Source organism: Psychrilyobacter atlanticus DSM 19335 (assembly GCF_000426625.1).
GTDB classification, from domain to species: Bacteria; Fusobacteriota; Fusobacteriia; order Fusobacteriales; family Fusobacteriaceae; genus Psychrilyobacter; species Psychrilyobacter atlanticus.
This window is the reverse complement of the sequence record NZ_KE384548.1, coordinates 184,025-209,124: the sequence shown is the minus strand read 5'-3', so window position 1 is coordinate 209,124 and position 25,100 is coordinate 184,025. Positions and strand designations below refer to the sequence as shown.

At 33.4% G+C, this 25,100-nt stretch carries 21 protein-coding genes, 1 tRNA gene and 3 riboswitches; of the genes, 3 read left to right on the top strand and 19 right to left on the bottom strand.

The features are described from left to right. Positions 1-12: 12 nt before the first annotated feature. Together grdH and K337_RS0112635 are read right to left on the bottom strand one after the other, a co-directional pair. Positions 13-1,326, bottom strand: a complete 1,314-nt coding sequence (gene grdH / locus K337_RS0112640) for a betaine reductase selenoprotein B (RefSeq protein ID WP_084140890.1) — start codon at positions 1,324-1,326, stop codon at positions 13-15. Between the two features lie 15 nt (positions 1,327-1,341). Beyond that, positions 1,342-2,667 carry a glycine/sarcosine/betaine reductase component B subunit gene (locus tag K337_RS0112635; RefSeq protein WP_028856931.1) on the bottom strand — a complete coding sequence of 442 codons (1,326 nt, stop codon included), beginning with the start codon at positions 2,665-2,667 and terminating at the stop codon, positions 1,342-1,344. Between the two features lie 504 nt (positions 2,668-3,171). Between K337_RS0112635 and K337_RS0112630 the strand changes: the two genes are divergently transcribed. Continuing rightward, entirely contained in the window at positions 3,172-3,858 is a 687-nt protein-coding gene (locus tag K337_RS0112630) for a TetR/AcrR family transcriptional regulator (protein ID WP_028856930.1), read from the top strand. Between the two features lie 56 nt (positions 3,859-3,914). On the opposite strand, the gene K337_RS0112625 is transcribed toward K337_RS0112630, so the two are convergent. The 5 genes from K337_RS0112625 to K337_RS0112605 form a co-directional block, all read right to left on the bottom strand. After that, positions 3,915-4,541 carry an MBL fold metallo-hydrolase gene (locus K337_RS0112625; RefSeq protein ID WP_028856929.1) on the bottom strand — a complete coding sequence of 209 codons (627 nt, stop codon included), beginning with the start codon at positions 4,539-4,541 and terminating at the stop codon, positions 3,915-3,917. Positions 4,542-4,732: 191 nt separating this feature from the next. Further along, a complete protein-coding gene (gene add / locus K337_RS0112620) occupies positions 4,733-5,725 on the bottom strand; it encodes an adenosine deaminase (protein ID WP_028856928.1) in 993 nt (330 codons plus the stop codon). A 74-nt stretch (positions 5,726-5,799) separates the two neighbouring features. Then, positions 5,800-5,899: riboswitch (purine riboswitch) on the bottom strand. A 27-nt stretch (positions 5,900-5,926) separates the two neighbouring features. Further along, entirely contained in the window at positions 5,927-6,328 is a 402-nt protein-coding gene (locus K337_RS0112615; RefSeq protein ID WP_037029905.1) for a PPC domain-containing DNA-binding protein, read from the bottom strand. An 89-nt stretch (positions 6,329-6,417) separates the two neighbouring features. Next, entirely contained in the window at positions 6,418-6,705 is a 288-nt protein-coding gene (locus K337_RS0112610; RefSeq protein WP_028856926.1) for a hypothetical protein, read from the bottom strand. 82 nt (positions 6,706-6,787) lie between these two features. Then, the gene (locus K337_RS0112605) at positions 6,788-7,069 is read right to left on the bottom strand and encodes a DUF1540 domain-containing protein (RefSeq protein WP_028856925.1); all 282 of its coding nucleotides are present in this window, start codon (positions 7,067-7,069) and stop codon (positions 6,788-6,790) included. 957 nt (positions 7,070-8,026) lie between these two features. Then, positions 8,027-8,120: riboswitch (glycine riboswitch) on the top strand. A gap of 90 nt (positions 8,121-8,210) precedes the next feature. Here K337_RS0112605 and K337_RS0112595 point away from each other — a divergent pair. Further along, positions 8,211-9,596 carry an alanine/glycine:cation symporter family protein gene (locus K337_RS0112595; protein WP_028856924.1) on the top strand — a complete coding sequence of 462 codons (1,386 nt, stop codon included), beginning with the start codon at positions 8,211-8,213 and terminating at the stop codon, positions 9,594-9,596. 66 nt (positions 9,597-9,662) lie between these two features. Here the strand turns inward: K337_RS0112595 and K337_RS0112590 are convergent, their stop codons facing one another. The 11 genes from K337_RS0112590 to K337_RS0112540 form a co-directional block, all read right to left on the bottom strand. After that, a complete protein-coding gene (locus K337_RS0112590) occupies positions 9,663-10,247 on the bottom strand; it encodes a class I SAM-dependent DNA methyltransferase (protein WP_028856923.1) in 585 nt (194 codons plus the stop codon). 190 nt (positions 10,248-10,437) lie between these two features. After that, the gene (locus tag K337_RS0112585) at positions 10,438-10,677 is read right to left on the bottom strand and encodes a hypothetical protein (RefSeq protein WP_028856922.1); all 240 of its coding nucleotides are present in this window, start codon (positions 10,675-10,677) and stop codon (positions 10,438-10,440) included. 224 nt (positions 10,678-10,901) lie between these two features. Further along, a complete protein-coding gene (gene purD / locus K337_RS0112580) occupies positions 10,902-12,158 on the bottom strand; it encodes a phosphoribosylamine--glycine ligase (protein ID WP_028856921.1) in 1,257 nt (418 codons plus the stop codon). 256 nt (positions 12,159-12,414) lie between these two features. Then, the gene (purH, locus tag K337_RS0112575; protein WP_028856920.1) at positions 12,415-13,908 is read right to left on the bottom strand and encodes a bifunctional phosphoribosylaminoimidazolecarboxamide formyltransferase/IMP cyclohydrolase; all 1,494 of its coding nucleotides are present in this window, start codon (positions 13,906-13,908) and stop codon (positions 12,415-12,417) included. A 33-nt stretch (positions 13,909-13,941) separates the two neighbouring features. Next, positions 13,942-14,517 (bottom strand): phosphoribosylglycinamide formyltransferase, encoded by a 576-nt coding sequence (gene purN, locus K337_RS0112570; RefSeq protein ID WP_028856919.1) that lies wholly within the window; start codon positions 14,515-14,517, stop codon positions 13,942-13,944. After that, entirely contained in the window at positions 14,505-15,506 is a 1,002-nt protein-coding gene (purM, locus tag K337_RS0112565; protein WP_037029902.1) for a phosphoribosylformylglycinamidine cyclo-ligase, read from the bottom strand. Before purM ends, purN begins: the two co-directional genes overlap by 13 nt. A 333-nt stretch (positions 15,507-15,839) precedes the next feature. Then, complete coding sequence (purF, locus tag K337_RS0112560) at positions 15,840-17,231, bottom strand: amidophosphoribosyltransferase (protein ID WP_028856917.1); 1,392 nt, start codon at positions 17,229-17,231, stop codon at positions 15,840-15,842. Beyond that, positions 17,231-17,941: a phosphoribosylaminoimidazolesuccinocarboxamide synthase gene (gene purC, locus K337_RS0112555; protein ID WP_028856916.1), complete on the bottom strand. Its 711-nt coding sequence runs from the start codon at positions 17,939-17,941 to the stop codon at positions 17,231-17,233. The genes purF and purC overlap by 1 nt, the downstream gene beginning before the upstream one ends. 139 nt (positions 17,942-18,080) lie before the next feature. Beyond that, positions 18,081-18,563, bottom strand: a complete 483-nt coding sequence (gene purE, locus K337_RS0112550) for a 5-(carboxyamino)imidazole ribonucleotide mutase (protein WP_342663222.1) — start codon at positions 18,561-18,563, stop codon at positions 18,081-18,083. A gap of 93 nt (positions 18,564-18,656) precedes the next feature. After that, positions 18,657-22,409 (bottom strand): phosphoribosylformylglycinamidine synthase, encoded by a 3,753-nt coding sequence (locus tag K337_RS0112545; RefSeq protein WP_028856914.1) that lies wholly within the window; start codon positions 22,407-22,409, stop codon positions 18,657-18,659. 97 nt (positions 22,410-22,506) lie between these two features. Next, a riboswitch (purine riboswitch) is annotated at positions 22,507-22,604 on the bottom strand. Then, on the bottom strand, positions 22,600-24,270 hold the full coding sequence (locus K337_RS0112540) for a formate--tetrahydrofolate ligase (protein WP_028856913.1): 1,671 nt from the start codon (positions 24,268-24,270) through the stop codon (positions 22,600-22,602). Its footprint overlaps the riboswitch before it by 5 nt. Positions 24,271-24,565: 295 nt before the next feature. Between K337_RS0112540 and K337_RS0112535 the strand changes: the two genes are divergently transcribed. Then, complete coding sequence (locus K337_RS0112535; RefSeq protein WP_028856912.1) at positions 24,566-24,889, top strand: hypothetical protein; 324 nt, start codon at positions 24,566-24,568, stop codon at positions 24,887-24,889. A 71-nt stretch (positions 24,890-24,960) separates the two neighbouring features. On the opposite strand, the gene K337_RS0112530 is transcribed toward K337_RS0112535, so the two are convergent. Next, positions 24,961-25,036: transfer RNA gene (locus tag K337_RS0112530), tRNA-Trp, on the bottom strand. Positions 25,037-25,100: the final 64 nt, after the last annotated feature.

The following is a 25,100-nucleotide window of genomic DNA, read 5'->3' as shown; positions in this document are numbered from 1 at the left end:
CTCCCCTATGAATTAAAACTTAACTTCAAATACTGTTTGATCTTCAATGTCAGTAGCAAGAGCGTCTAACGCCACTCCAACTCTATGATATCTTAACTTCCATTGTTCTTCTTTAGAAGTATTAGGATCTCCTAGTGGGTAAGGAATTGAAATTGTAGGAACTATCTTATTGGCACCTACTGTTTTCGCAACCGGTACTAAGTTTGCCATTTGTACAATTGGGAAACCAGCTTTTTCTATTTCTTTTACCATCGTTGTTCCACAACGAGTACAAGTACCTCATGTAGAAGTCATGATAACGGCGTCAACACCGTGTTCTTTTAAGAATGGTACCATTTCTTCAGCCATTCTAGATGCTTCTGCTTCTGTAGTTCCAGTTCCAACTGTAGTATAGAAATGTGTATCTAAACTTCCAATTTTCCCCTCAGTCTCATATGCTCTTAGTGCATCTAAAGGTACACATACGTTAGGATCTGCGTCTGCTGCTGCTGGATCATAACCTGCATGGATAGTTTTAAATACTCCAGCTTCTAATCTTGGCATTTCACTTACATCATACATTCCCCATCTTGTAGCTGATGCAGATTGAATTCTATCTGGATTTGCTACTGGTACTATTCCACCTGTAGTAACTATTGCTATTTTTGAAGTTGATAGATCTTTAACAGGTGCTGCTATCTCTACTCTATCACTTTTTGGAATAGGTAACTCAGTTACATATTCTTCTCCAGCTAATTTTTTAAGAAGCATTTTAACTCCTCTAACTGCTGCTGGTTCCATTGTAAAGTCAATTACTTGATGTCTGATTCCTCTTACGTAGAATCCTTCTTCTTCAGCTGTTCCAATTTTTTCTCCAGCTAAAACTTTGTCTGCATAAGCAGCCATTTTCTTAGTGTCTTTTCTCATTGCAGCGGCACTTCTACCACCTGGGAAAATAACAACTTCTTTTTTAAACATGTTTACTCCTGGATTTTCAACATGCATAGATGAAATTACAGGAACTCCAAATTTTTCTTTAACAGCTTTACAGATTACTCCACAAGCGTTTCCGTATCTTCCTGCTTGGAAAGATGGTCCTGCGAAGAAGATATCAAATTCTTTATCTTCTAAGAATGCTAAAATTCTTTCAACTGCTTCATCTTGATTAGAACCCATGAAGTTATCTCCACAAATTACTGTATGAGTTACTTCTGCATTTTTTAATGCTGAGTCTAATGCTAGTGAAGGACCTACTAATCCTTCTTTAATTTCTGGAGCATGATCGGCTTTTTCTTCCCCACCAATTCCAGCGAAAAATTGATTTATATATAAAATTGCTTTTTTCATACTGATTAATCCTCCTTAATATTCTTTCATTGTTTTTTGAGACCATCCAAGTACTTGATCTCCACAGAACATTGAGTTATTTTCTAAAATAACTGAACCGTCTTCTCTAACTGAAGGACCTAATTTCTCGTCGCCTTCCCATCCACCAGCTAAACCATCTCTACCTAATGCTGCTAATTCACCGATTACTTCTTCCATTGGTGGTAATTTAATTAATTGTGATACATTTCCACAAGAAACAATTGCATTAGCTTTTTCACTTAGTACAACTAATGGTTGAGATTGACCGTCTCTACCAGTACACTCATTAGTGATTCCTACAGTTTTTACACCTACATCTTCTAAAGCATCAAAACATGCAATAAAGTCAGCATCTGGGTTTCCGTATCCTTCTTCTGCTAAGATAGCTCCATCTGCACCTAATGACTTAGCCATTTGAGCTACGAATGCTGCTGCTCTTTCTTTTTGCTCCATTGCTACATTTAAGTTAGACATGATAACTCCTAAGAAGTTAATAGTTTCTCCATGTGCTTTGTATAACTCTTTGATTGTAGGACAATTTTGCATGTCATATGTAGACCATTTAGATGAACAAGGCATGAATGAACCACTGATGATTGCTCCATCTAAAATTTCATTTGGATTCATGAAAGTTGGAACCATTCTATTTGCATCCCATCCATATACTAAGTCATTGTATCCAGATTCTTCCATTTGTGATTGTGGTTGCATTACATATACAACTGCTGGAAGTGCTTTTATTTTTTCATCTCTTTTAATGATTGGTTGTAATTCAAACTCTTCTATTTCTTCAGGTTCCATTTCTTTAACTGCATTACCTAAATATTCAGAAAGTCTCATTGCACCCCATCTAAGAGCTTTATTTTTCTTTTGTTGCTCATATCTTTCAAATTCCTCATCTGTGTTAGCTACAAGACAAACATTGATTAGTTTAGAGAAATAAGTTAAATCTGCTCCTTCTCCACTCATATCTATCATTCCGTCTCCAAAACTTCCCCAGTGCTTTCCTACTGCTAATACACTTGTATTCTTAAGTGCATGCGTTCTTCCATTACCTGCAGGAGTCATCCCACCTGTTACACCTGGAAATACTGGATTTCCATTTACTCTACATCTAGGTTCAACAGCTTCCTTTACAGGAACAATTCTCTTGTTTTCACCAGGTCTAGCGATAACGATATCTGCTTCGGTAATATGCTCATCTTCCATAACATAAGCCAAGGCTTCATCTTTGTTAATTGTAAGAATACCATTCGCATAAGCTGTAGTATCCCCAAACTTAACATCTTTAACATAAAAATTTCCCAATTCAAGTTTCATTACTTCACCTCTTTTTCGTTTTTTTTTAATCAAGGTTAATTAATCGTATAGGTTATTTTAGTAACCAAGATTATTTTCTAATCGCGATTAATTTCTTCTATACGTAATTTATAACCTATAAAATTCTATAAGTCAACTCTTTTTTTTAAATAAAAGTTATTTTTTTATCAATCTCTTTCTGAACGTGACGTTTTTATTGAAAAAAATAAAAAATAAAAAAAGATTCGTTTTTGAAACCTTGTGTAACGTTTCAACTCTTGTAAACTGAATGCATTCACTTTTTATAATATATAGGAATGAAATTTTAGAGATTATAAATATGACTACATAAATACATTACCTCTACCATACTAACTTTTCATCACGCTTGTGAAATTCATTTCATTTTTTTATAAAGTCCATAGTTTTCTTCAATTAAAATAAAAAAATAAATTATTTTGTTTTTGGCGTTTTTATTATATACTTAGTTAATAACTAGATTAATTTACAGGAGAGAAGGAAAAGATGACCAGACTAGAACGAAAATTAAATGTAAAACGACTTTTTATAGATGCTACCATGACTATTATTCAAGAAGAGGGCTTAGAAGAGGTTAGTATAAGAAAAGTTGCCAAGATTACAGGCTACAACAGTGCGACCCTCTATACATACTTTAAGAATTTAGATCATTTAATTCTTTTAGCTTGTATGAAATTTTTAAATGAATATATCACTGGATTAGACGCCTATACTGAAGAAGCTGAAAACCCATTGGAGGAATCTATCCTCATTTGGGAGTTTTTCTGTAAATGCTCATTTGAAAGACCAGAGATATACAAATCTATATTTTTTTCTAATTTAGATTTTAACAGAAAAGATTTTGAAAATTACTACGAGATAAAGGAATTCTATAAGATCTACCCAGAGGAGATAACAACATCCTTTGCAAAGTTTCATCGTATGATCTTGAAATTAGATATCTATGAGAGAAATAAGATCCTTTTGATAAAGACAGCTCGAAAAAAATTAATTTCTCCGAGTAACATAACCACTATCAATGATATGCAGGTGCTTATCTACAAGGGTCTTTTAGAAGAAGCTACAAAACCTGAAAACATCTATAAACGTAAAGTTTTATGTAACAGAGCTATCAAATACATAAAAAATTGTTTAAAATTATTTGTCTTACAGGATTGTAGGTTATTAAAGTAAATAAAATTAGGAGTAGTCTTAGACTACTCCTAATTTTATTTACTTTGTTATTATATCTATCTATTCAAATACCTATTATGAATCTTTTCATATTTTAAGTTTGTATCTTCACCATGTCCTGGATAGACAGCAACATCATCAGGATAAGTTTTGATTTTTTTTAAGCTTTCCTTCATCTGTTCCTTATTACTCAGTTGTGTATTAGTTATACCTATAGTTTTTTTGAACAAAAAATCCCCTGTAAACATGGCTTTCTCTGCTAAAAAATAATACACAATTGAACAAGTAGTATGTCCCGGAGTATCTATTACAAAAAATTCAAAGTTTTCTATTTTTTGCTTTCCCTCATCTAGGTATCTGATATCTATCTTATCTATATCAAATCTCGTTCTTATTCCATATTTTTTTATAGTATAATCAAAGTTGGCATCCATTATATAGTTAGGTCGATTAGAGCTCAGATAGACAGGCACCTTATATTTGTCTACAAATTTCTCCACTCCTAACAAATGATCCCAATGGGTATGCGTTAGAAGAACCCCCAATACATTCAACTTAGAATTTTCTACAAACTTATCAATGCTCTCAAAATCGCTTAAATCTACAATTAAACAATCATTCCCTTTTATTAAAATATAATTATTATTTGCAATTATTCCGCAAGTAATTTTCTTTATTTTCATAACTCCTCCACAATCTTTGTCTCTACTTATTTTAATTCCTGACTATAATTCTGCTGACACTACTATGGGAGGAAAGATAGACATTTCTTCTGAAATAATAGTAAATAATCCATTTTTGCTATTTATTTAAAAGGTTAAAATTTATCCAAAATTATATTGTGCTTCTCTGAATACAACAAAATGTTGCTTTTTTATTTTAAATATTCCATTAACTTTTGTTTTTCATCATCTGAAATAAAAGCTGCTTCTATACTGTTTAAATATATATCTATATATTCACTTTTTTTCAACTCAAAAGCCTTCTCTATTTGAACACATTCCTCAGTCATAGTAGTGTCTGATACAGTTCTATTGTCTGTATTTAATGTTATCATAATTTCATCATTATAGAAATCATATATTGGGTGTTCTCTATAATTTTTTACAGCCTTAGTCTGCACATTACTTGTAGGACATATTTCCAAAGGGATCTTCCTTTCCTTTACCAGATCATAAGCTTCCTTGCTATTAGTTATAAATACCCCATGTCCGATTCTCTCTGCTCCTAAAAGTTCAATTGCATCAGTGACATTTTCACCTATGCCTGTTTCTCCTGCATGGATAGTTATCCTATACCCATATTCTTTGGCTTTTTTCATAGGCTCAATAAATTTATGACAAAATCCTGCTACCTCTCCACCACAAAGATCTACTGCCACAACTCCTTGTCCTATAAATTGTTTTCCTTCCTCCACTATTTTCATAGCTGATTCAGCTGACAGGTGTCTCATACATGATAAGATGTAATTCCCCTTGATATCATATATTTTTTCTGCTCTCCTCATTCCACATAATACACTCTCTATTATCTCTTTTGTAGTCAATCCATTTTCCGTATGCTGCTGAGGTGCAAATCTTATCTCTATATACTTTATATTTTCCAGGGCAGCATCTTCCATAAGTTCAAAAGATACCCTCTCTAAATCTTCTTTGGTCTGCATCACGGCTATTGGTAGATCAAAACATCTAAGATATTCATCCAACGAACTGCAGCTTAAGGGAGCTGTCAGCCACTCTTTTATATCTTCCAAATTTTGAGTTAATTCCAGTCTATTTTTTTTTATTATATCCAACACTGTTTGAGCTCTTAAACTTCCATCTAAATGGCAGTGTAGATCAATTTTTGGCATTTCCTTATAATTCATTCTTATTCCTCCTATTGTTTGATCCGATATATAGATTTCTAAGCAATAAAAAAATTCCCATTACAAAGAACGCTGTATAAACAGACCCTCTTCGTAATCAGGAATTATAGGTACCTGGTAGAAACCTCCAAACCATATTATTGGAGTTATACGATGTTAAATTATTTATAATATTTTAACAATTATTTTCCTTTCTGTCAATTATGACTCTTGTGTTTCAATGACCAATTCTTCATAACCTGTATTTGAATCCATCCATCGGTCAAACTTATAATCTTCTAATATTCCTATGACTAATTCACATGTTGTATTAATAATATTTCCCTCTACAAGGTGACCTCCAAAACTAATCCCATCTAGATCACTGAAGCTTATATGCAGATGAATACCCTTCTGAGACAGAGTTCCATTCAATGAAAGTATCTCCAAATTTTTCTCAATCCCCTTAACACTTACACCATCAGCCACTCTAAATCTTGCCTTTGATATACAGCCTACAGAGGAGAGTATTATCCCTGCCTTTATTTGCTTTTCTTCAACTATCTTTTGTATCTCAATTTTTAAATCCATACCCTCAGTCAATCTAACAGCATATATCTTCATCTTATCTCCTCTTTAATATATTCTAAGTTTAATGCTACTACATTTAAATAAAAGATACAAGTTGAAAATTCCTTATCTTTTTGATCTCTTTAACTACTTTTTTCTATAATTATCGAATAATACGATTTGTGGGGTTTTCCAGTCTTGATATCGATTATATCTGGATCATGCTCTACAATCTTAAACTCTTTCAGGTATTTTTTTATATCGTTTGCTTCAAATATATGAGGCTCTATCTCAACTGCTTCATTACTGGCAAAACGAATCCGGATCTCCTTGGGGTGTTCCAACGCTTTTTCCGATCCTGAATCTAAAAACTCATAGCCGGCACCTTCCAATATTTCTCTAATTTCATCGATTAGTTTCAAATCTATCATCCTCCTCTGTTATATTTTGATATATCTTTTAAGTCTTTATAAAAAAAGCCGCCTCAGGGGCAGCTAAGGGAGAGGAAGTTCATTATTTTTTTCGATAAGTTTGGCAGTCTACCTCATTTCCTACAACTGACATATGAATACCAGATGCACTACATTCCAAAGAATTATTAAAAGAACATGAATCTACCTTACACGAACCTACCCCACCGGAAACATCATTAAATCCGGCTTTCTTAGAGCCGGCCATAAATGTATCGCAACATGGTATATCATCTCCTATATTTATAGCAGGAGTATGGCATTGTTTATTTTTATTATATACACAGCTTTCAGCATTACAGTCAAATATCTTTGCAATATCCATATTTTATCCTCCACGACTCTCTCCCTTATTTTATATACTACCTTCCTCTTAACTTCCTTTAATCAAATGAATATCTTTTAGCGTTTTTTATAATCCCCTTGCAAATAGCATCGCAATAATAGAGCTCATAAGGATTGAAACAATTTATTGATCATTGTTTTCATCTTTAAACCACCTATACCAGAGAATAATCATAAAAATACTATAATATCAAATGACATCTTTATAGATAAGATTCTTCGGAATACATCGTTTTATTCTCACAATATATGATATAATGTAAGATATATTATAAAGACTTACAGACTAGAAGTTTTTATTTTTATTAATTTAGGAGGTAAAGATGAAGAAAGGAAAAACAAAAGCTGTTAAAATAAAAGGTAAGAATAAAAATAAAGGTAAAAAATGGGTAAAGCACTAATAAAATCCAATGTTAAAAGAAAGATCAAAATAAAAGAAATAGAAGTTGAAAAAACAGAAACAAATGAAACAGAAGCAAGATAATATCTTGCTTTTTTTCTTATATACCTATTCGCATCAAACTATTTTTTAGATAAAACAATATTATATATTGTTTTATAATCCAAGTCTAATTCTATAATTCATAATATAAAAAGAAGGAAATTTATCCTCCTATATCTATTTCTCAACTTTCATTACATTGTAATTAATTACTAATTAAAAAAAATTAATTATTAATTAAAAAATTAATCGCGATTTTTTTCACTTGCCTATTGTATTCTAAAAAAATATATGCTAATATCATAGGGATATTCCACATATGATGTCTTTTAATGGATATGATTTTCATCTTAAAAAATTGCTTTTTCAGAATTTTTTATTATGTATAATATATAAGTTAAAAATCGGTTGAAGGTATAGGGAGAAGATAAGTAATTATCGCCGAAGAAGTAAAACTTTCAGGTGCTTTTATTTAATAAAAGTGGGACCTATACTGGACGAACCTCTGGAGAGATCCAAAATAATGGACACCGAAGGAGCAAACCCTTAACGGGCGAAACTCTCAGGTAAAAGGGACAGAGGAGTTTAATTATATACCAGTGAAACTACGTATTTTTATATATAGTTTTTTTCTGTACATATAATTAAATTCCCTACAAATAAAAGGGAGGCACTAAAAATGGATACACTTAATTTTTTTCAAGCAATAAATAACTTTGTATGGGGACCACCGCTACTAATACTATTGGTAGGAACAGGTGTTTATCTAACGGTTCGACTGGGATTACTACAAATTTTCAAACTTCCCCTGGCACTGAAATATCTTTTTGTAAAAGATAGCGATGATTCTGGTGAGGGAGACGTAAGTAGTTTTGCTGCACTTTGTACGGCACTAGCAGCAACTATTGGTACTGGAAATATTGTAGGAGTAGCAACTGCAATTAGATTAGGAGGACCAGGAGCATTATTCTGGATGTGGATGGCGGCATTCTTTGGAATGGCAACGAAATATTCAGAGGGACTTTTAGCCATCAAATACAGAACAAAAGATGAGAATGGACAACAAGCTGGAGGGCCCATGTATTATTTAGAAGGGGGGCTTAAAAATAAAAAGCTTGGTAAGATATTAGCAAAATCTTTTGCTGTATTTGGAATAGGAGTTGCATTCTTCGGGATCGGAACTTTTGCTCAAGTAAACGCCATCGTTACAGGAGTAAGTGGGGGATTTGGAGTTCCAAGAATAATAGTTGCAGTACTGTTAACACTTAGTGTAGCTGCTGTAACTGTAGGAGGGATCAAAAGTATCTCTCGAGTTTCAGAGATTGTAGTTCCATTTATGGCTCTATTTTATGTCTTTGGAGCGACAATAATACTTCTTATGGATAGAAGTGCTACTGCAGCTGCATTTAATTTAGTTATCAGTAGCGCATTTAATGGCCATGCTGCTGTAGGAGGATTTGCAGGTGCAGGAGTAGCTCTAGCATTAAAAGCAGGAGTAGCTAGGGGAGTTTTCTCTAACGAATCTGGTTTAGGATCAGCTCCTATTGCATCTGCTGCTGCAAGAACAAATTCTTGTGTAAGACAAGGACTAATCTCTATGACTGGGACGTTCTTTGATACTATTGTAGTTTGTACTATGACAGGTCTTGTACTTATTTCTTCTGGATTTTGGAATCATGCAAATCTTGCTGGAGCAGAAGTTACCAACGCCGCGTTTAATAACCTTCTTACATTTGGAGGTATTGGTGGTCTTATTGTCAACATTGGTATTATTTTCTTTGCCTTCACTACAATCCTTGGTTGGAATTACTATGGTGAAAGATGTACTGTATATCTTTGTGGTGTAAAAGGAATAAAATATTTTAAAGCAATCTTTATTTTCTTGATTGCTATAGGACCATTTATCAGATTAGAACTCATTTGGGTTGTAGCTGATATAGTTAATGGACTTATGGCTATACCAAACTTAATTGGTTTAATCGCTCTTAGTGGAGTAATTATAAAAGAAACGAAAGATTATTTTGAGGAATTAAAGGTAAAAGAAAAAAAGACAAAAACGGTTTAGTGAAAAACAAGTGGAATATCAAAAGTAAGGCTTCCAAATTTTGGAAGCCTTTTCAATTATATTAACTTATTTTTGACAGCTAAAAAAGAAGAATTTTTCATCTTTTATTACGATATCTTCAAAATTTAATTTTAAACACTCTTTTTTCAAGGTCATGTCGTTAGGGATTGCATCTCTATTTAGACTGTAATTTATTTTTTTATGGTGTTCCTTCAATTGATTTCTTGTTTTAGAATGTATTATATAAAAAACTCCTCCCTTGTTTAGGAGTCCCGCGGCATTTTCAAATAGAAGATCTAATCTTTCAAAATGAGGAATGCTGTCAAATAATACAATAATATCAAACTTTCTATCTAAATTAACCTTTTTTTCAAAGTTCATACAGCAGGTCTCAGCTTCAGAAAACCTTTTTTTAAACTCTCCTAACATTTGTTCTGAGATATCTACTCCCAGGTAGTTTTCCGATTTATTAAAATCTAAAAAAGAATAAAAAGTCCCCGTACCTGCACCAATTTCTAAAATACTCTTTTCCTTATCAACATTCATTAATTTTAAACTTTCTTTTATCGCAAAGATTCTATCATCGGTTAGATAATCAATCCATTTATCTACATTGCTATTAAAATATTCTTTATTATTCTGAATTTCCATATATCTCCTCAAATTATAAATTTAATTAAGACCTCTTAACTCAGGCCCTCTACATTTCAAAAACTTTCCCATTTAATTTTTTTTATTCTTTTATCAAAATATCATAATTTTAAAAATTATAATATCTAGTGTAAATAATATGAACTTTAATATAAGCTGCTGAGTTATTCTTTACAATAAAAACGTTAAATTATCTTAAAAGATCTTTTAGATGATCTACTCGATTGAGAATATCACGGTCTATTAGATTTGACTGTGACTCACAATATTTCTGAACCTTATTAATGGATCTCATTTTTTCATGGACATCTCTAGAACTATTAATAGAATCCATATATTCAAATAATTCTGCATGATCTGAGTATAGCGGCAATAACAATTCTTCAAGTTTATTTAATTCATCGTGGAATTTATCTAGACTTTTGCTCATTGGTGCCCTCCTGAATATATAGAATAACCCAGTCTCTTATAAGTATACTTCATTTAAGTTATAAATTATATACCTTCTAAACTCATAAATCAATATTTTTCATCTACCATTAGATCTCTTATAAACTATATCAAGATATAAAAAGATGACCCCTGTAAAATACAGAAATCATCTTTTGTCTACATCAATTATTATCTCACTTTCTTTACTCTCTCAAATAAGAGCTATAGTTCATCTATCTTTCCAATGTCTCTCCTACAATAGATCCCTTCAAAGTTTACCTTATCTATGGAACTGTATGTGTTTTTACAAGCGATTTTTAAATTTTCTCCTAAACTGACTATATTTATTACACGTCCACCATTGGTCAAGAGTTTGTCTTCCTCCAATTTAGCTCCTGCAATAAATACCAGATCATCTACATTTGAAATACCTTCTATCTCATATCCCTTGTTATAACTTTCAGGGTATCCCCCAGATACTCCTACAACACAACAGGCTGAAGCATCTTTCCAATTCATCTCAACTTTATCCAAATTCCCCTCTATACACATCTCTAAAATTTCTAAGAAATCATTTTCCATAAGTGGCAACACAGCTTGAGTTTCAGGATCTCCCAATCTCATATTATATTCTAATGAGTAGACTCCTTTTTCCGTTATCATCAATCCAAAGAATATAACACCGTTAAACTTCATCTTCTCTGCCTTTAATCCTTCCAAAGTAGGAGTCATAATATCATCGATAAAACCATTCATTATTTCAGATGTCACATATGGATTAGGAGCTATTACCCCCATCCCTCCTGTATTTAAACCTGTTTCTCCTTCACCGATCTTTTTATGATCCTTAGCGGATATAAACGGTACTATGGTATTACCATCGGTGATAGACAGGATAGAAGCTTCTACTCCTACAAGGAATTCCTCTATAACTATCTCAGATCCAGCTTCACTAAATTTATGATCTAACATCATATCTCTTACTGCTTCCACTGCCTCACCTTTATTTTGAGCTATGATTACACCCTTTCCTGCAGCTAAACCACTGGCTTTTACCACAGTCGGGTATTCTATCTCATCCAGATACTTTATAGCACTATCATAATCGGTAAAGATCTCATAGGCAGCTGTTTTTACACCATATTTTTTCATAAAATCTTTAGAGTAGGCTTTGCTTCCCTCTAAGATTGCAGATTTTTTATCTGGACCAAATACAATCAATCCTTTTTCTTCAAATTTATCTACTATTCCTTCTACTAATAGCTCCTCAGATCCTACCATGGTGAGTTCTACTTTATTCTTTGATGCAAACTCTACCATCTCTTCGATATTGGATAGATCTATGTTTTCACATCTTTCCATTAGTTCCGTCCCGGCATTTCCTGGGGCTACATATATTTTTTCTACCTTATTGTTTTGAGCAAATTTCCATGCAATAGCATGTTCACGACCGCCACTACCTATAATTAAAATTTTCATAATTTACTCCCTTTTCTTTATATTTTTTTATTTATATATATGTCATTATTTTTGATTATTAGTTTCTAATTACGTACTTAATATTCCATTCTAATTAAAACTCTATAAACACTAAATTCATATATAAAAACCTGAACACAGAGATACTCCGAGAAGAGAAAGAGTGACACAGAGAAAAAATAAAAACTCTGTGTACCTCTCTTTTAATTCTGTGGAACTCTGTGTCAAAAAAGTTCAGCTATTTATCACTTATTTTTTAATGTTTAAAATGTCTTATCCCTGTAAGTACCATAGATATCCCATGTTCGTTACATGCATCTATAGATTCTTGATCTCTTATTGATCCACCAGGCTGGGCTATCCCGCCAATTTTTGCTGCTGCACAGGCATCCACTACATCTCTGAATGGGAAAAATGCATCTGATGCTAAGATTGCACCATCTCCGGCTCTTTCAATAGCTTGTTTTGTAGCCCATATTCTATTGGTTTCTCCAGTTCCTATCCCCTTAGCCATCCCATCTTTTACTACTACTATGGCATTGGACTTCACATGTTTTACTACCTTCATTCCAAACACTAAGTCTGTCATCTCTGATTCTGTAGGAGATTTTTCAGTTACTACTTTAAAATCATCAGAGAATGCAGTATCCCTGTCCTGTACTAAGATACCACCATCTACCTTTACATACTCTATCTTATCACATGGTTTTTGATATGCCTTTATTATTCTTAAGTTTTTCTTTGCCTTTAATATTGTTAACGCTTCCTCTGTAAAGTCAGGAGCAATTACTATTTCCAAGAATATTTTCTTTAACTCCTCAGCTGTTTTACCATCTACCTTCTTGTTAAAAGCTACTATCCCTCCAAATATAGAAATAGGATCACAGTCATATGCCTTCATATATGAATCATAGATATTTTCTGCAATTCCAACCCCGCAAGGTGTTGAATGTTTCAGACCACAGCATGCAGGTACTTCAAATTCATTGGCTACTTTCCATGCCACATCCATATCTCTTATATTATTAAAAGATAACTCCTTTCCATTTAATTGTTCAAAATCTTTCATAGCTCCATTTTCAGTTGTAGATACATAGTAAGCAGAATTTTGATGTGGGTTTTCACCATATCTTAAATCCATCTTCTTAACATAAGATGTACTCAAATATTCCGGCATCTCTCCTTCTAATAAGAAGTTAGATATAGCTGCATCATAGGCTGATGTCAGATTAAATACTTTTCCTGCCAGCCTCTTCTTAGTTTCGAAAGTGACCTCTCCTGCTTTCATCTCTTCCTTTACTACATTGTAATCAGAAGTATTAGAAATTACCACTACATCTTTAAATGACTTAGCAGCAGATCTGAGCATTGTAGGCCCGCCGATATCTATGAATTCTACCTTCGCTTCAAATGAAATATCATTTTGTACCTCTTTAAAGAATGGATATAAATTAACTATTACCATATCTATTGTAGTAATTTCTCTCTCCTCTAAAGTTTTCATGTGCTCCTCATTATCTCTAACAGCCAAGATACCCCCATGGATGATTGGGTGCAGAGTTTTTACCCTTCCATTTAACATCTCTTCTGCCTGTGTTACTTCTGCTACATCTAATACAGCTATATTATTTTCCTTTAAATGTCTGTAGGTTCCACCTGTAGAGATTATCTCCACCCCTTGCGATATTAAAAAATTTGCAAATTCCACTATTCCTGTTTTATCAAAAACTGATATCAATGCTCTTTTCACTTGTATATCCTCCTATGTGCTTTTTACAACTTTTTATTTTAAATTATATAGTACCTGCTCAATAGCCTTTGGCAACAATTTATGCTCTTCCACCAATACTTTCTTTTGTAAAATCTCTGCGGTATCTTTTGGGTCAACTTTTACATTTATTTGCTCTATTATCTCTCCTGTATCTATACCTGCATCTACATAGTGAACTGTACAGCCGGATTCAGATTCTTTAGCATCTATTACTGCCCGGTGAATTCTCATCCCAAACATTCCAGGCCCACCAAATTTAGGCAGGAGGGAAGGATGGATATTTATTATCCTCCCCTTCCTATTATTTATAAATTCTTCATCCAGGATCGATAAAAATCCTGCTAAAACCACTAGATCTACGTGATCTCCTAAATATCCATCTATCTTTTTAGAAATATCTTTTTTTAATACCTTTCTATCAAATATTTTTGTCACTATATTATTTTGTTTTGCCCTTTCAATACCATAACATTCCCTATCTGCTATAACGCATGATATCTCATATTCTACTTTTGATGTAGAGACAGTATCAATTATGGATTGTAAATTACTTCCACCACCTGATATTAAAACTGCTATCTTAAACATATTCCATTATCTCCCTTAGATATAGTTCCTATCTCATATGGAGCCTCTCCAAGCTCCTCCAAAGTTTTGATTATTCCATCTCTTTCACTAGAATTAGCTATTATTACAAATCCTACTCCCATGTTAAATGTTCCCCACATCTCAGATTCATCTACTCCCAGTGACATTAGATATTTAAAGATAGGAAGTATCTTTATTGCTGATTTATCAACGATAGCTTCTAATCCTGCTGGTATTACTCTAGGTAAATTTTCAATTATTCCCCCACCAGTCATGTGAGCCAGACCGTTTATCCTATGCTTTTTAATAAGTTCTAAGATAGGTTTTACATATATTCTTGTAGGAGTAAGCAGTTCCTCTCCTATTGTTTTATCCTCATATTTAGTATCATAGTCAGTTACTAATTTTCTTACCAGTGAAAATCCATTACTGTGCACCCCTGATGAAGGCAATGCTATGATTGTATCTCCCTCTTCTATCTTCGATCCATCTATAAGATCTTCTTTTTCAACTACTCCCACTGTAAATCCGGCTATATCATAATCTCCATCTTTATAAAATCCAGGCATCTCTGCTGTCTCTCCACCAACCAATGCCGCATCAGACTGTAAACAACCTTCTGTTATTCCGCTTACAAGTGTCGCCGCGACATCTGCATCTAACTTTCCACAAGCCATATAATCTAAGAAAAATAGTGGTTTAGCTCCATGACACAATACATCGTTTACACACATAGCCACACAATCAATTCCTACAGTGTCATAGGTTTTAGTTTTGAATGCTATCTCCAATTTAGTTCCTACACCATCTGTTCCAGATACTAATATTGGGTCTTTCATTTGTCCCAATTGATACATTGCACCAAAGCTGCCTAAGCCGGTAAGTACACTTTTATTATGTGTTTTCTTTACTAAATCCTTCATTAGTCCTACTGACTTGTATCCCTCTTCCTTATTTACCCCTGCATCTTTATATGAAATTGTTGACATCTCTACACTCCCTTTTTGACACAGATTACACAGATTTAATCTCTGATCTATGTTCTTTTATTTTTGATGATATTATAAAAATTATGTAATGTAATATGAAGATAAAATTTATAAAACGGACGATTTTAAAAATATAATTTTTTTAATTATTTATATTTTTTCTGAGGTAATCGACTCTCTCACAACTCTTAAATTTATAAAATAAATTTTATAGAGTTATGGTGAAGACCCTTGCGGTCTGATTTTTTATAATTTCATTCACTATGTAATAGTGATTTTTATAGAATCTTGAATTTTTGGTTACTTTTATTTCAAGAAAAAAGTAACAACAAACTACATATTCGCTACTGTAGACATGGGATATATTCCGTTAAAACATCCCATACAGAAACTTTTACTTCCCAAAGTATTAGTTAAATTATCTAACTTTAAAAAATCCAGACTATCTGCACCGATATATTCACATATCTCATCTACAGACATCTCTGCAGCTAAAAGTTCCTTCCTATATGCTATATCTACACCAAAATAACATGGGTGCATCACTGCTGGGCTGGCAGATCTAAAGTGAACCTCTGTAGCTCCTGCACCCCTCAACATCTCTATTAATTTTTTACTTGTGGTCCCACGAACCAATGAATCATCTATTACTACAACTCTTTTCCCCTCTATCATAGATCTAATTGGATTCAATTTTACCCTTACAGCTCTTTCACGAAGTTCCTGAGATGGTTTTATAAATGTCCTACCTATATATTTATTTTTTACTAACCCAGTCACAAATGGTATCCCTGAAGCTATTGCATATCCTTGAGCTGCCGGCAGCCCGGAATCCGGGACACCTATAACAATATCTGCTTCGATCTTCCCCTGTTCCCATAGTTTTACCCCTGTTTCATATCTGCTTTTATATACATCCAATCCATCTATCACAGAATCTGGTCTAGCGAAATAAATATGTTCAAATGAGCAAGGTGCTTTGTGAGATTGTTCGTTATAGTTGATCGCTTCTACACCATTTTCATCTATTATTACTATCTCCCCTGCATTTATGTCTCTTATTAATTCTGCTCCTACAGAGTCTAAAGCGCATGATTCAGATGCCAGTACAATACTTCCATCCTCTAACTTACCCATGCAGAGTGGTCTAATCCCATATGGATCTCTTATTCCAATCAATTTATTTTGTACAGCTATTACTAGAGCAAAAGATCCCTTTATAGCTGATATGGTATCTACCAATGTTGACTTCAATCCGTTTTTAGACCTTCTAGCCATCATATTTATAATAACTTCTGAATCGGTAGTAGTTTGGAATGCCACCCCTGCATCTTCCAATAATTCTTTGATTATCATAGGGTTGATAAGGTTTCCATTGTGAGCCACAGCTATATCTCCTAATTTAGAATGTCTTTGGAGTGGCTGTGCATTCCCCTCACATGATCCACCAGCTGTAGAGTATCTAACATGACCTATCCCTACATTTCCTACCGTTTCTTTTAAAGTTGTTTCTGAGAATACATCTGAAACCAGTCCCTGGCCCTTATAGGTTTTTATCTTTTCATCTTTAGATATACTCATTCCTGCACTTTCTTGTCCTCTGTGCTGTAATGAACACAACCCATAGTAGATAAGTCCTGCTATGTCTTTTTTATCTTCTTTGGAATAAATTCCAAATACACCACATTCTTCTTCCATCTTCTCTGATTCATTATATACAACCATTATTTTGCTCCTAGTCTTTTTAATATCTCGATGTATGCTTCCTCTATACTCCCTAAATCTCTTCTGAATCTATCTTTATCTAGTTTTTGTCCTGTAGCCTTATCCCATAATCTGCAGGTATCTGGTGAAATTTCATCAGCTAAAACTATCTCTCCAGCAGCATTTTTTCCAAATTCAATTTTAAAATCCACTAAGTCTATCCCTTCATCTCCAAAGGCTTTAAGTAATAGAGTATTTATCTTTCCTGTAATCTCATAGATCTTTTTTAATTCATCGTATGTAGCTAACCCCATAGCCACTGCATGATGGTCATTAATAAGTGGATCACCAAATTCATCATTTTTATAGCATATTTCAAAGATAGTATTTTCAGGTTTAGTTCCCTCTTCAATTCCTACCCTTTTAGCCATTGACCCGGCTATTATATTTCTTACTATTACTTCTAATGGAAAGATTTCCAGTTTTTCACATAACTGATCTCTCTCATTTAATTTTTCTTGAAAATGAGTTCTGATACCATTTTTTTCTAAATTTTCAAATAAGATAGTTGTGATCTCATTATTTATCATTCCCTTATTAGAGATTATCCCCTTTTTTTCTCCATTTCCAGCAGTAGCATCGTCTTTATAATGAATTATTACCAAGTTCTCATTGTCTGTAGCATATATTTGTTTAGCCTTACCTTCATATATAAATTCTCTCTTTTCCATCTTCAGCCTCCGATTTTATTCAAATTAAATTTTTTATCATGAATCATACAAACCCTGTATGATTCAGCCTATATATTCAACCTAGTCTCAACGTCTACTAATTCTATTATCAGCTCTTAACTATTAGCTTATAACTTCTTTATAATTCTACTCCATTTTCATTGTCTGCAATGAAATTTTTCTTCATATTTTCTCTAAATTTCACTAATTTTTCCTGAACTTCAGGGTATTTCAGTGCTAATATCTGCACCACTAACATCCCTGCATTATAGGAATTATTGATTCCAACTGTAGCTACTGGGATAGATTTTGGCATCTGTACAATTGATAGTAGTGCATCCATTCCATCTAATGCTGCTCTTATAGGTACTCCTACAACTGGCAGCGTCGTTTTAGAAGCTATCACTCCCGGCAGGTGTGCTGCTAATCCTGCCCCTGCAATTATTGCTTGTGTATCTTCTGCTTCCAATCTTTTTAATGTTTCTACCAATTTTTCCGGAACTCTATGAGCTGATAATACATGTGCTTCAAATTCAATCCCAAACTCTCTCAGACAATTTGCTGCCCCTCTCATAACATCTGTATCCGATTTACTTCCAAATATAATAGCTACCTTCATAATTTCTCTCCTTTTATATAAAAATATTTTTTATTCCGCCAATATCCTGCTTTTATTTTATATATCTACCCCTGGCAGACATGAAATCTGATACAATTATCTGTTTCTGAAATAATTCACACCATTTCTAAAGATATTTTGTTCCTTATCTCCTATGATATTTTTATATAAATTTTCTCCTGTTCTCTCAGAATGTCCCATCTTACCGAAAATCCTTCCATCTTTAGAAGTTATTCCTTCGATTGCATAGACAGATCCATTTGGATTATACTCTCCATGATTGGTCGGGTTCCCATCTAAGTCAATATATTGAGTGGCTATTTGACCATTCTCTATTAATTCTTTCAGTTTTTCCTCCCCTACAACAAATTTTCCTTCTCCATGAGATACAGCTATTTGGTGTTTTGATCCTACTTCAATATCACTGAACCACGGTGAATTATTAGATACAACCTTAGTTGTTACTATTTTTGATATATGTCTATTGATGTCGTTATAAGTCAAGGTAGGAGAATTCTCATCTAAATCTCCGATTACTCCATTAGGTAGTAGTCCAGATTTTACAAGTGCTTGGAATCCATTGCATATTCCTAAGATCAATCCGTCTCTACCTAATAATCTCTCTACCGCTTTCTTTATCTTTTCATTTCTTAAGATAGTTGCTATAAATTTAGCTGACCCCTCTGGTTCATCTCCTGCTGAAAATCCTCCAGGTAACATTAGAATTTCACAGTTATCTATATGATTTACCATCTCATCTATAGATTTTGTTATATGATCCATAGTTAAGTTTCTAAATGTCATTGTAAATGGCAGTGCTCCTTCCTTAGCGAAGGCTTTCATAGAATCATATTCACAGTTAGTTCCAGGAAAAGCTGGTACAAATACTCTTGGATTTTCTATCCTTTCCTTGGGTTTTACTAGATCTTTTTTCTCACAAGTTTCAATCTCTAGATTTTCGTCTTCAATTGAATTTCCTTCTACTATTTCAGGGAATATTTCATTTAAAGTCCCCTTCCATTTAGTTAATAATTCATCTAATTTAATTATTTTATTATTTATGATTAATTCCTTAGCTGGGATTGTTTCCCCTATTAAGAGTGTATTATCATCTTCTAAAATATGTGGAGTTTCAACTAGGATCGATCCATATCCCATTTTAAACAACTCATCTTCTTTCATTGAAATCTTAGCTCCTACCATATTTCCAAAACTCATCTTAGAGATAGCTTCAACTACTCCTCCAGCTTTTATGGTCATTGCAGAGATGATCTTCTTATCCTTTATATTTTCATGGATATATTCAAAGTTAGTTTTTAACTCTTCTAGATTAGGCATGAGATCTTTATTCATATTGTGTTTGATTAGGTATAGATTATTCCCGCTACCTTTTAATTCCGGTGAGATCACATTAGAAGCCAGAACCTTCGTTACTCCAAATGAGATCAATGTAGGCGGTACATCTATATCATTAAAACTTCCACTCATACTATCTTTACCACCGATGGCAGGAATGTTAAAGTTTTTCATTATGTATTGTGTTCCCAGTAATGCAGCAAATGGTTTACCCCATTTTTTAGGATTAGATCCTAATTTTTCAAAGTACTCTTGGAATGATAACCTCACTCCTCTGTAATCTCCACCCATAGCTACTATCTTAGCCAATGATTCTACCACTGCATAAGCTCCACCATGATACGGTGACCATTTAGTAATTAATGGATTATATCCCCAAGTTATAGCAGATGCTGTATCTGTCGTTCCCTCCAGTAGTGGTATCTTGTGAACCGATCCCTCTGTAGGAGTAAGCTGATATTTTCCACCAAATGGCATAAGTACCGTCCCCGCTCCAATTGTTGAGTCAAACATCTCCATAAGTCCCTTTTGAGAACTTACATTGAGTGAACTTATCCTGTTCATAACTTTTTCTTCCAGTGTTGAGCCTTTTGTATTAGGAGTTTCCATCGGACTTTCTGAAGTTGGTGCTTCTACCTCTATATCCATATATCCAGTGACACCATTGGTATCCAAGAAATCACGGCTGATATCTACTATGGATTTCTCCTTCCAGTTAATTATCAATCTTCTTTCCTCTGTAACCACTGCTACCTCTACTGCTTCTAAGTTTTCGATATCAGACAATTCCAAGAATTTTTTTACGTCCTTATCTTCTACTACCACTGCCATCCTCTCTTGCGATTCAGAGATAGCCAATTCTGTACCATTTAATCCCCTATATTTCACAGGTACTTTATCTAAATTTATTATTAATCCATCTGCTAGTTCTCCGATTGCTACCGATACTCCTCCAGCACCAAAGTCATTACACTTTTTAATCAATTTAGTTACCTCTGGATTCCTAAATAATTTCTGTATCTTTCTTTCTTCTGGAGCATTTCCTTTTTGAACTTCAGCTGAACAAGTAGTTATAGAGTTGATATCATGTTCTTTAGATGAACCAGTAGCTCCTCCACATCCATCTCTACCAGTTTTCCCTCCGAGTAAGATTATCTTATCCCCAGGATTTGGAGTTTCACGACGTACATTACTTGCTGGGGTAGCTGCAACTACTGCTCCTACTTCCATCCTTTTAGCTTTATACCCTTGATGATATATCTCTGCTACATGGGAAGTTGCCACACCAATCTGATTACCATAAGATGAATAACCATGAGCTGCACCTGTCGTTATCTTTCTCTGAGATAGTTTTCCAGGTAAAGTCTCCTCTAATTTTTCCAATGGATTCGCCGATCCTGTCACTCTGATAGCCTGATATATGTATGATCTCCCAGATAATGGATCTCTTATTGCTCCTCCTATACAAGTAGAAGCTCCTCCAAATGGTTCAATCTCAGTAGGATGATTATGAGTTTCGTTTTTAAACATCAATAACCATTTTTCTATCTGCTTTTTCCCATCTTTTTTTATATCCACATCTATGTATACAGAACAGGCATTTATCTCTTCCGATACTTCCAAATCATCTAAAAGACCATTTTTTCTCATCTCTCTTGCTGATATGGTAGCCATGTCCATAAGGGTCATAGGTTTTTTCTCTATCCTTGCTCCGTGGGCATCTCTTCTGCTTTCCAAGTATTCATTAAATGTTGATTGCAGACTCTCTTCAAATCTACCTTTAGGTAAGGTAATTTTTTCTAATATAGTCTCAAAAGTAGTATGTCTGCAGTGATCTGACCAATAAGTATCCAATACTTTTATCTCAGTTTCGCTAGGATTCCTTCCCTCTTCCTCCTTAAAGTATTTTTGAATGTGCATTATGTCTGCTGTAGTCATAGCTAAGCCAGAAGATTTTCTAAAATTTTCCAACTCGATCTCAGTGTAAGAGTTAAAATCCCTATAAATCTCCACTTCCTCTGGAGGAGTTATCTCATCTTCTACCATGTTAGATAAGTCTTTTTCCCTCATCTCGACTTCATTTATATAATATTTTTTTATTTTCTCCATATCTTCAGGTGAGAGTTTTCCAGAAAAGATAAGCACTTTTCCTGTTTTTACTGATATATCCTGACTCTCTTCACAAATTAAATTTATACACTGGATGGCTGAGTCTGCTCTCTGATCAAATTGACCAGGTAAAAATTCTACAGCTAAATATTTTTTATCCTTTAAATCTAAAGTATCGTAGGTAAAATCTACTACAGTTTCTGAAAGCACCACTTCTTTTATTGTAGATATTTCATCTCTTTTTACATTGAAAAGATCATATATATTTATTATTCTGACCTCTTCCAAATGAGCTAAATTTAAATTTTCCTTTAATTCAGCTTTTAATTTTTTAGCTTCTACAGCAAATTTTTCTTTTTTTTCTACATAGACACGGTGATTCATGACTCCTCCTAATTTTTATGAATAAATATAATTTCCTTACTAATAACAAAAATCCGAGGACTATTTTTAATAAGTAAAAATAGCCCCCGGATCTATCCAAGTACTTTCATTTACTTATAGCGGTTTATTTAAGGCAAACCGTAGAGACTCCCAACCATATTATGGGTATATATAAGTTTATTTAATTTTTTTAGAACAATCCAGAGATTATTCCATCTTCATCTATATCGATCAATTCTGCCGAAGGTATTTTTGGTAGTCCCGGCATGTCTAGGATACTTCCAGCCATTGCTACTATAAATCCTGCTCCTGCTGATAATCTTAATTCATTTATTGTAACGGTAAATCCACTTGGTCTTCCCATCAATTTAGGATCATCTGAGATAGACTTTTGAGTTTTTGACATACAGATCGGTAATTTATCGTATCCATATTCGTTTAATGTTTTTATCATCTTTTTAGCTTTAGGTGTAAATATTACTCCATCTCCACCATAGATATTTTTTACTATCTTTTCTATCTTTTCCACAATAGTCTCTTCTGTTTCATAGAGATATTTAAAATTATTTTCCTTGTTTTCAATTTCATCTATCACTAGTTTGGCTAGTTCTATTCCACCATCTCCACCATTAGCCCATACATCACATAGAGCTACCGGCACATCTAGTTTTTCACAATGAGTTTTAATGAAGTTTAATTCTGCTTCACTGTCTGTAACAAATTTATTTATAGCTACCACAACTGGCAGTCCAAAATTTTTCATATTTTCTATATGCTTATCTAAATTTTCTATTCCCTTAGTTAAAGCATCCAAATTTTCATTTTTCAATTCTTTAGGATTTGCTCCGCCATGTAACTTAAGAGCTTTTACTGTGGCTACAACAACTACAGCGTTAGGTTTTAATCCACCTTTTCTACATTTTATATCCAAGAATTTTTCTGCTCCTAAATCTGCTGCAAATCCAGCTTCTGTTATTGCATAATCAGATAATTTAAGAGCCATCTTAGTAGCTAATAATGAGTTACACCCATGAGCTATATTGGCAAATGGACCACCATGAATTATTACTGGGGTATTCTCCAATGTTTGAACTAAATTTGGTTTGATTGCTTCCTTTAGAAGAGCTGTTATAGCCCCCTCTATCTTTAAATCACTTACTTTTAGTGGTTTTCCTGCTCTGTCAAATCCAAATACTATCTCGCTGATTCTGTTTTTCAGATCCATTATAGATTCTGATAAACAAAGGATAGCCATTATCTCAGAAGCTACAGTTATTTGAAATGAATTTTCTCTAGGAATCCCATTGGCAATTCCACCCATTCCAATTACTATATTTCTTAGGGATCTGTCATTCATATCCATAACCCTTTTAAAAGCTATCTTAGTAACATCTAGATCCAGTTTATTTCCATGTTTTATGTGATTGTCTATACATGCTGAGATAAGATTATGTGCCACTCCTATTGCATGAAGATCTCCTGTAAAGTGTAGATTTATATCTTCCATTGGAATTACCTGGGAATGTCCACCACCAGTGGCTCCCCCTTTCATTCCAAAGACAGGACCAAGAGATGGTTCTCTCAGGGCTGCTACAGAATTTTTTCCTAACTTGTTCATAGCCTGAGTCAGACCTACAGTAACTGTAGATTTACCTTCTCCTGCTGGTGTAGGGGTAATTGCTGTTACTAAGATCAATTTCCCGTCTTTTTTATCACTGTTTTTTTTCAATATCTCTAAATTTAATTTTGCTTTATGTTTTCCATATTGATCGTAGTCATCTTCCGATAAATTTATCTTCGCCGCTACCTCTTTAATGTGGAGTATCTTCGCTTCCTGAGCAATTTGAATATCTGTTTTCATTCTGCCTCCTTAAAATAAAAATCCTAAGTACACACTTATTCCAATGCGGACTTAGGACTATTGATTAATTTCTTTTTTTATTTTTAATAACCTCGTCTTATACCTCATTTCATTCCCCCACTTCCTCCTATGTTGAGGAATTATAATTGTTCTATTTGAGGATACTATACCATAAGATTTTTTAAAAAGCAATAAATAGTCGTCGTCTTCATAAAAAAAATTTGGTTTTCCTTGAATAATATAGCATACTTGTAATAGAATAATACATTTTTATAATTGAGGAGTGTGATAGATTATGATTGGATTTTACATATTGATCGGAGTTGTTATTATTATTTTTTTACTCAAAGGATCTAAAACAAAAGATTCTCATGAAACAATCAATGAAAAAGATGAACTTGCAATGAAAAATAAGGAAGTTTTAAAAGAAAAGATCCAAAATGATCTAAAGAATAACAAGATAGACCATGTATTTGTATCACCTCATTCAAAAAAATACCACACCAAAAAATGTCGATATTATAACGATACTATGTCTGAACTTCCTTTAGACATAGCTAAAAAAGAGGGATATATCCCTTGCAAAATATGTAACCATAAAAAAGATATCTCTGCCTAGTGTAGGGAATATCTTTTTTTTATTTTGTAAATAAAAAAAATCCGAATAAAATATCCGGATAAAATTTCTTATGGCAGTCCAGTAGGGACTCGAACCCTAAACCCACGGTTTTGGAGACCGTTACTCTACCAATTGAGCCACTGAACTATAAATATTTAATTGTTATTAAACATTCAAAACTATATAATAATGTTTTTACTACCCGTAAAGG

What these genes read in the sequence shown, in the direction of transcription:
- purD (WP_028856921.1), bottom strand. Translation starts at nt 12,158, where the DNA reads ATGAAAATTTTAATTATAGGTAGTGGCGGTCGTGAACATGCTATTGCA.
- purN (WP_028856919.1), bottom strand. Translation starts at nt 14,517, where the DNA reads ATGTTTAAGATAGCAGTTTTAATATCAGGTGGTGGAAGTAATTTACAA.
- K337_RS0112630 (WP_028856930.1), top strand. Translation starts at nt 3,172, where the DNA reads ATGACCAGACTAGAACGAAAATTAAATGTAAAACGACTTTTTATAGAT.
- purF (WP_028856917.1), bottom strand. Translation starts at nt 17,231, where the DNA reads ATGGTTGTATATAATGAATCAGAGAAGATGGAAGAAGAATGTGGTGTA.
- K337_RS0112635 (WP_028856931.1), bottom strand. Translation starts at nt 2,667, where the DNA reads ATGAAACTTGAATTGGGAAATTTTTATGTTAAAGATGTTAAGTTTGGG.
- add (WP_028856928.1), bottom strand. Translation starts at nt 5,725, where the DNA reads ATGAATTATAAGGAAATGCCAAAAATTGATCTACACTGCCATTTAGAT.
- K337_RS0112545 (WP_028856914.1), bottom strand. Translation starts at nt 22,409, where the DNA reads ATGAATCACCGTGTCTATGTAGAAAAAAAAGAAAAATTTGCTGTAGAA.
- K337_RS0112540 (WP_028856913.1), bottom strand. Translation starts at nt 24,270, where the DNA reads ATGAAAACAGATATTCAAATTGCTCAGGAAGCGAAGATACTCCACATT.
- K337_RS0112615 (WP_037029905.1), bottom strand. Translation starts at nt 6,328, where the DNA reads ATGAAGATATATGCTGTTAGATTGACTGAGGGTATGGATTTAAAAATT.
- K337_RS0112625 (WP_028856929.1), bottom strand. Translation starts at nt 4,541, where the DNA reads ATGAAAATAAAGAAAATTACTTGCGGAATAATTGCAAATAATAATTAT.
- K337_RS0112585 (WP_028856922.1), bottom strand. Translation starts at nt 10,677, where the DNA reads ATGAGCAAAAGTCTAGATAAATTCCACGATGAATTAAATAAACTTGAA.
- K337_RS0112595 (WP_028856924.1), top strand. Translation starts at nt 8,211, where the DNA reads ATGGATACACTTAATTTTTTTCAAGCAATAAATAACTTTGTATGGGGA.
- purM (WP_037029902.1), bottom strand. Translation starts at nt 15,506, where the DNA reads ATGTCAACAATTTCATATAAAGATGCAGGGGTAAATAAGGAAGAGGGA.
- K337_RS0112590 (WP_028856923.1), bottom strand. Translation starts at nt 10,247, where the DNA reads ATGGAAATTCAGAATAATAAAGAATATTTTAATAGCAATGTAGATAAA.
- purC (WP_028856916.1), bottom strand. Translation starts at nt 17,941, where the DNA reads ATGGAAAAGAGAGAATTTATATATGAAGGTAAGGCTAAACAAATATAT.
- K337_RS0112605 (WP_028856925.1), bottom strand. Translation starts at nt 7,069, where the DNA reads ATGGATATTGCAAAGATATTTGACTGTAATGCTGAAAGCTGTGTATAT.
- K337_RS0112535 (WP_028856912.1), top strand. Translation starts at nt 24,566, where the DNA reads ATGATTGGATTTTACATATTGATCGGAGTTGTTATTATTATTTTTTTA.
- K337_RS0112610 (WP_028856926.1), bottom strand. Translation starts at nt 6,705, where the DNA reads ATGATAGATTTGAAACTAATCGATGAAATTAGAGAAATATTGGAAGGT.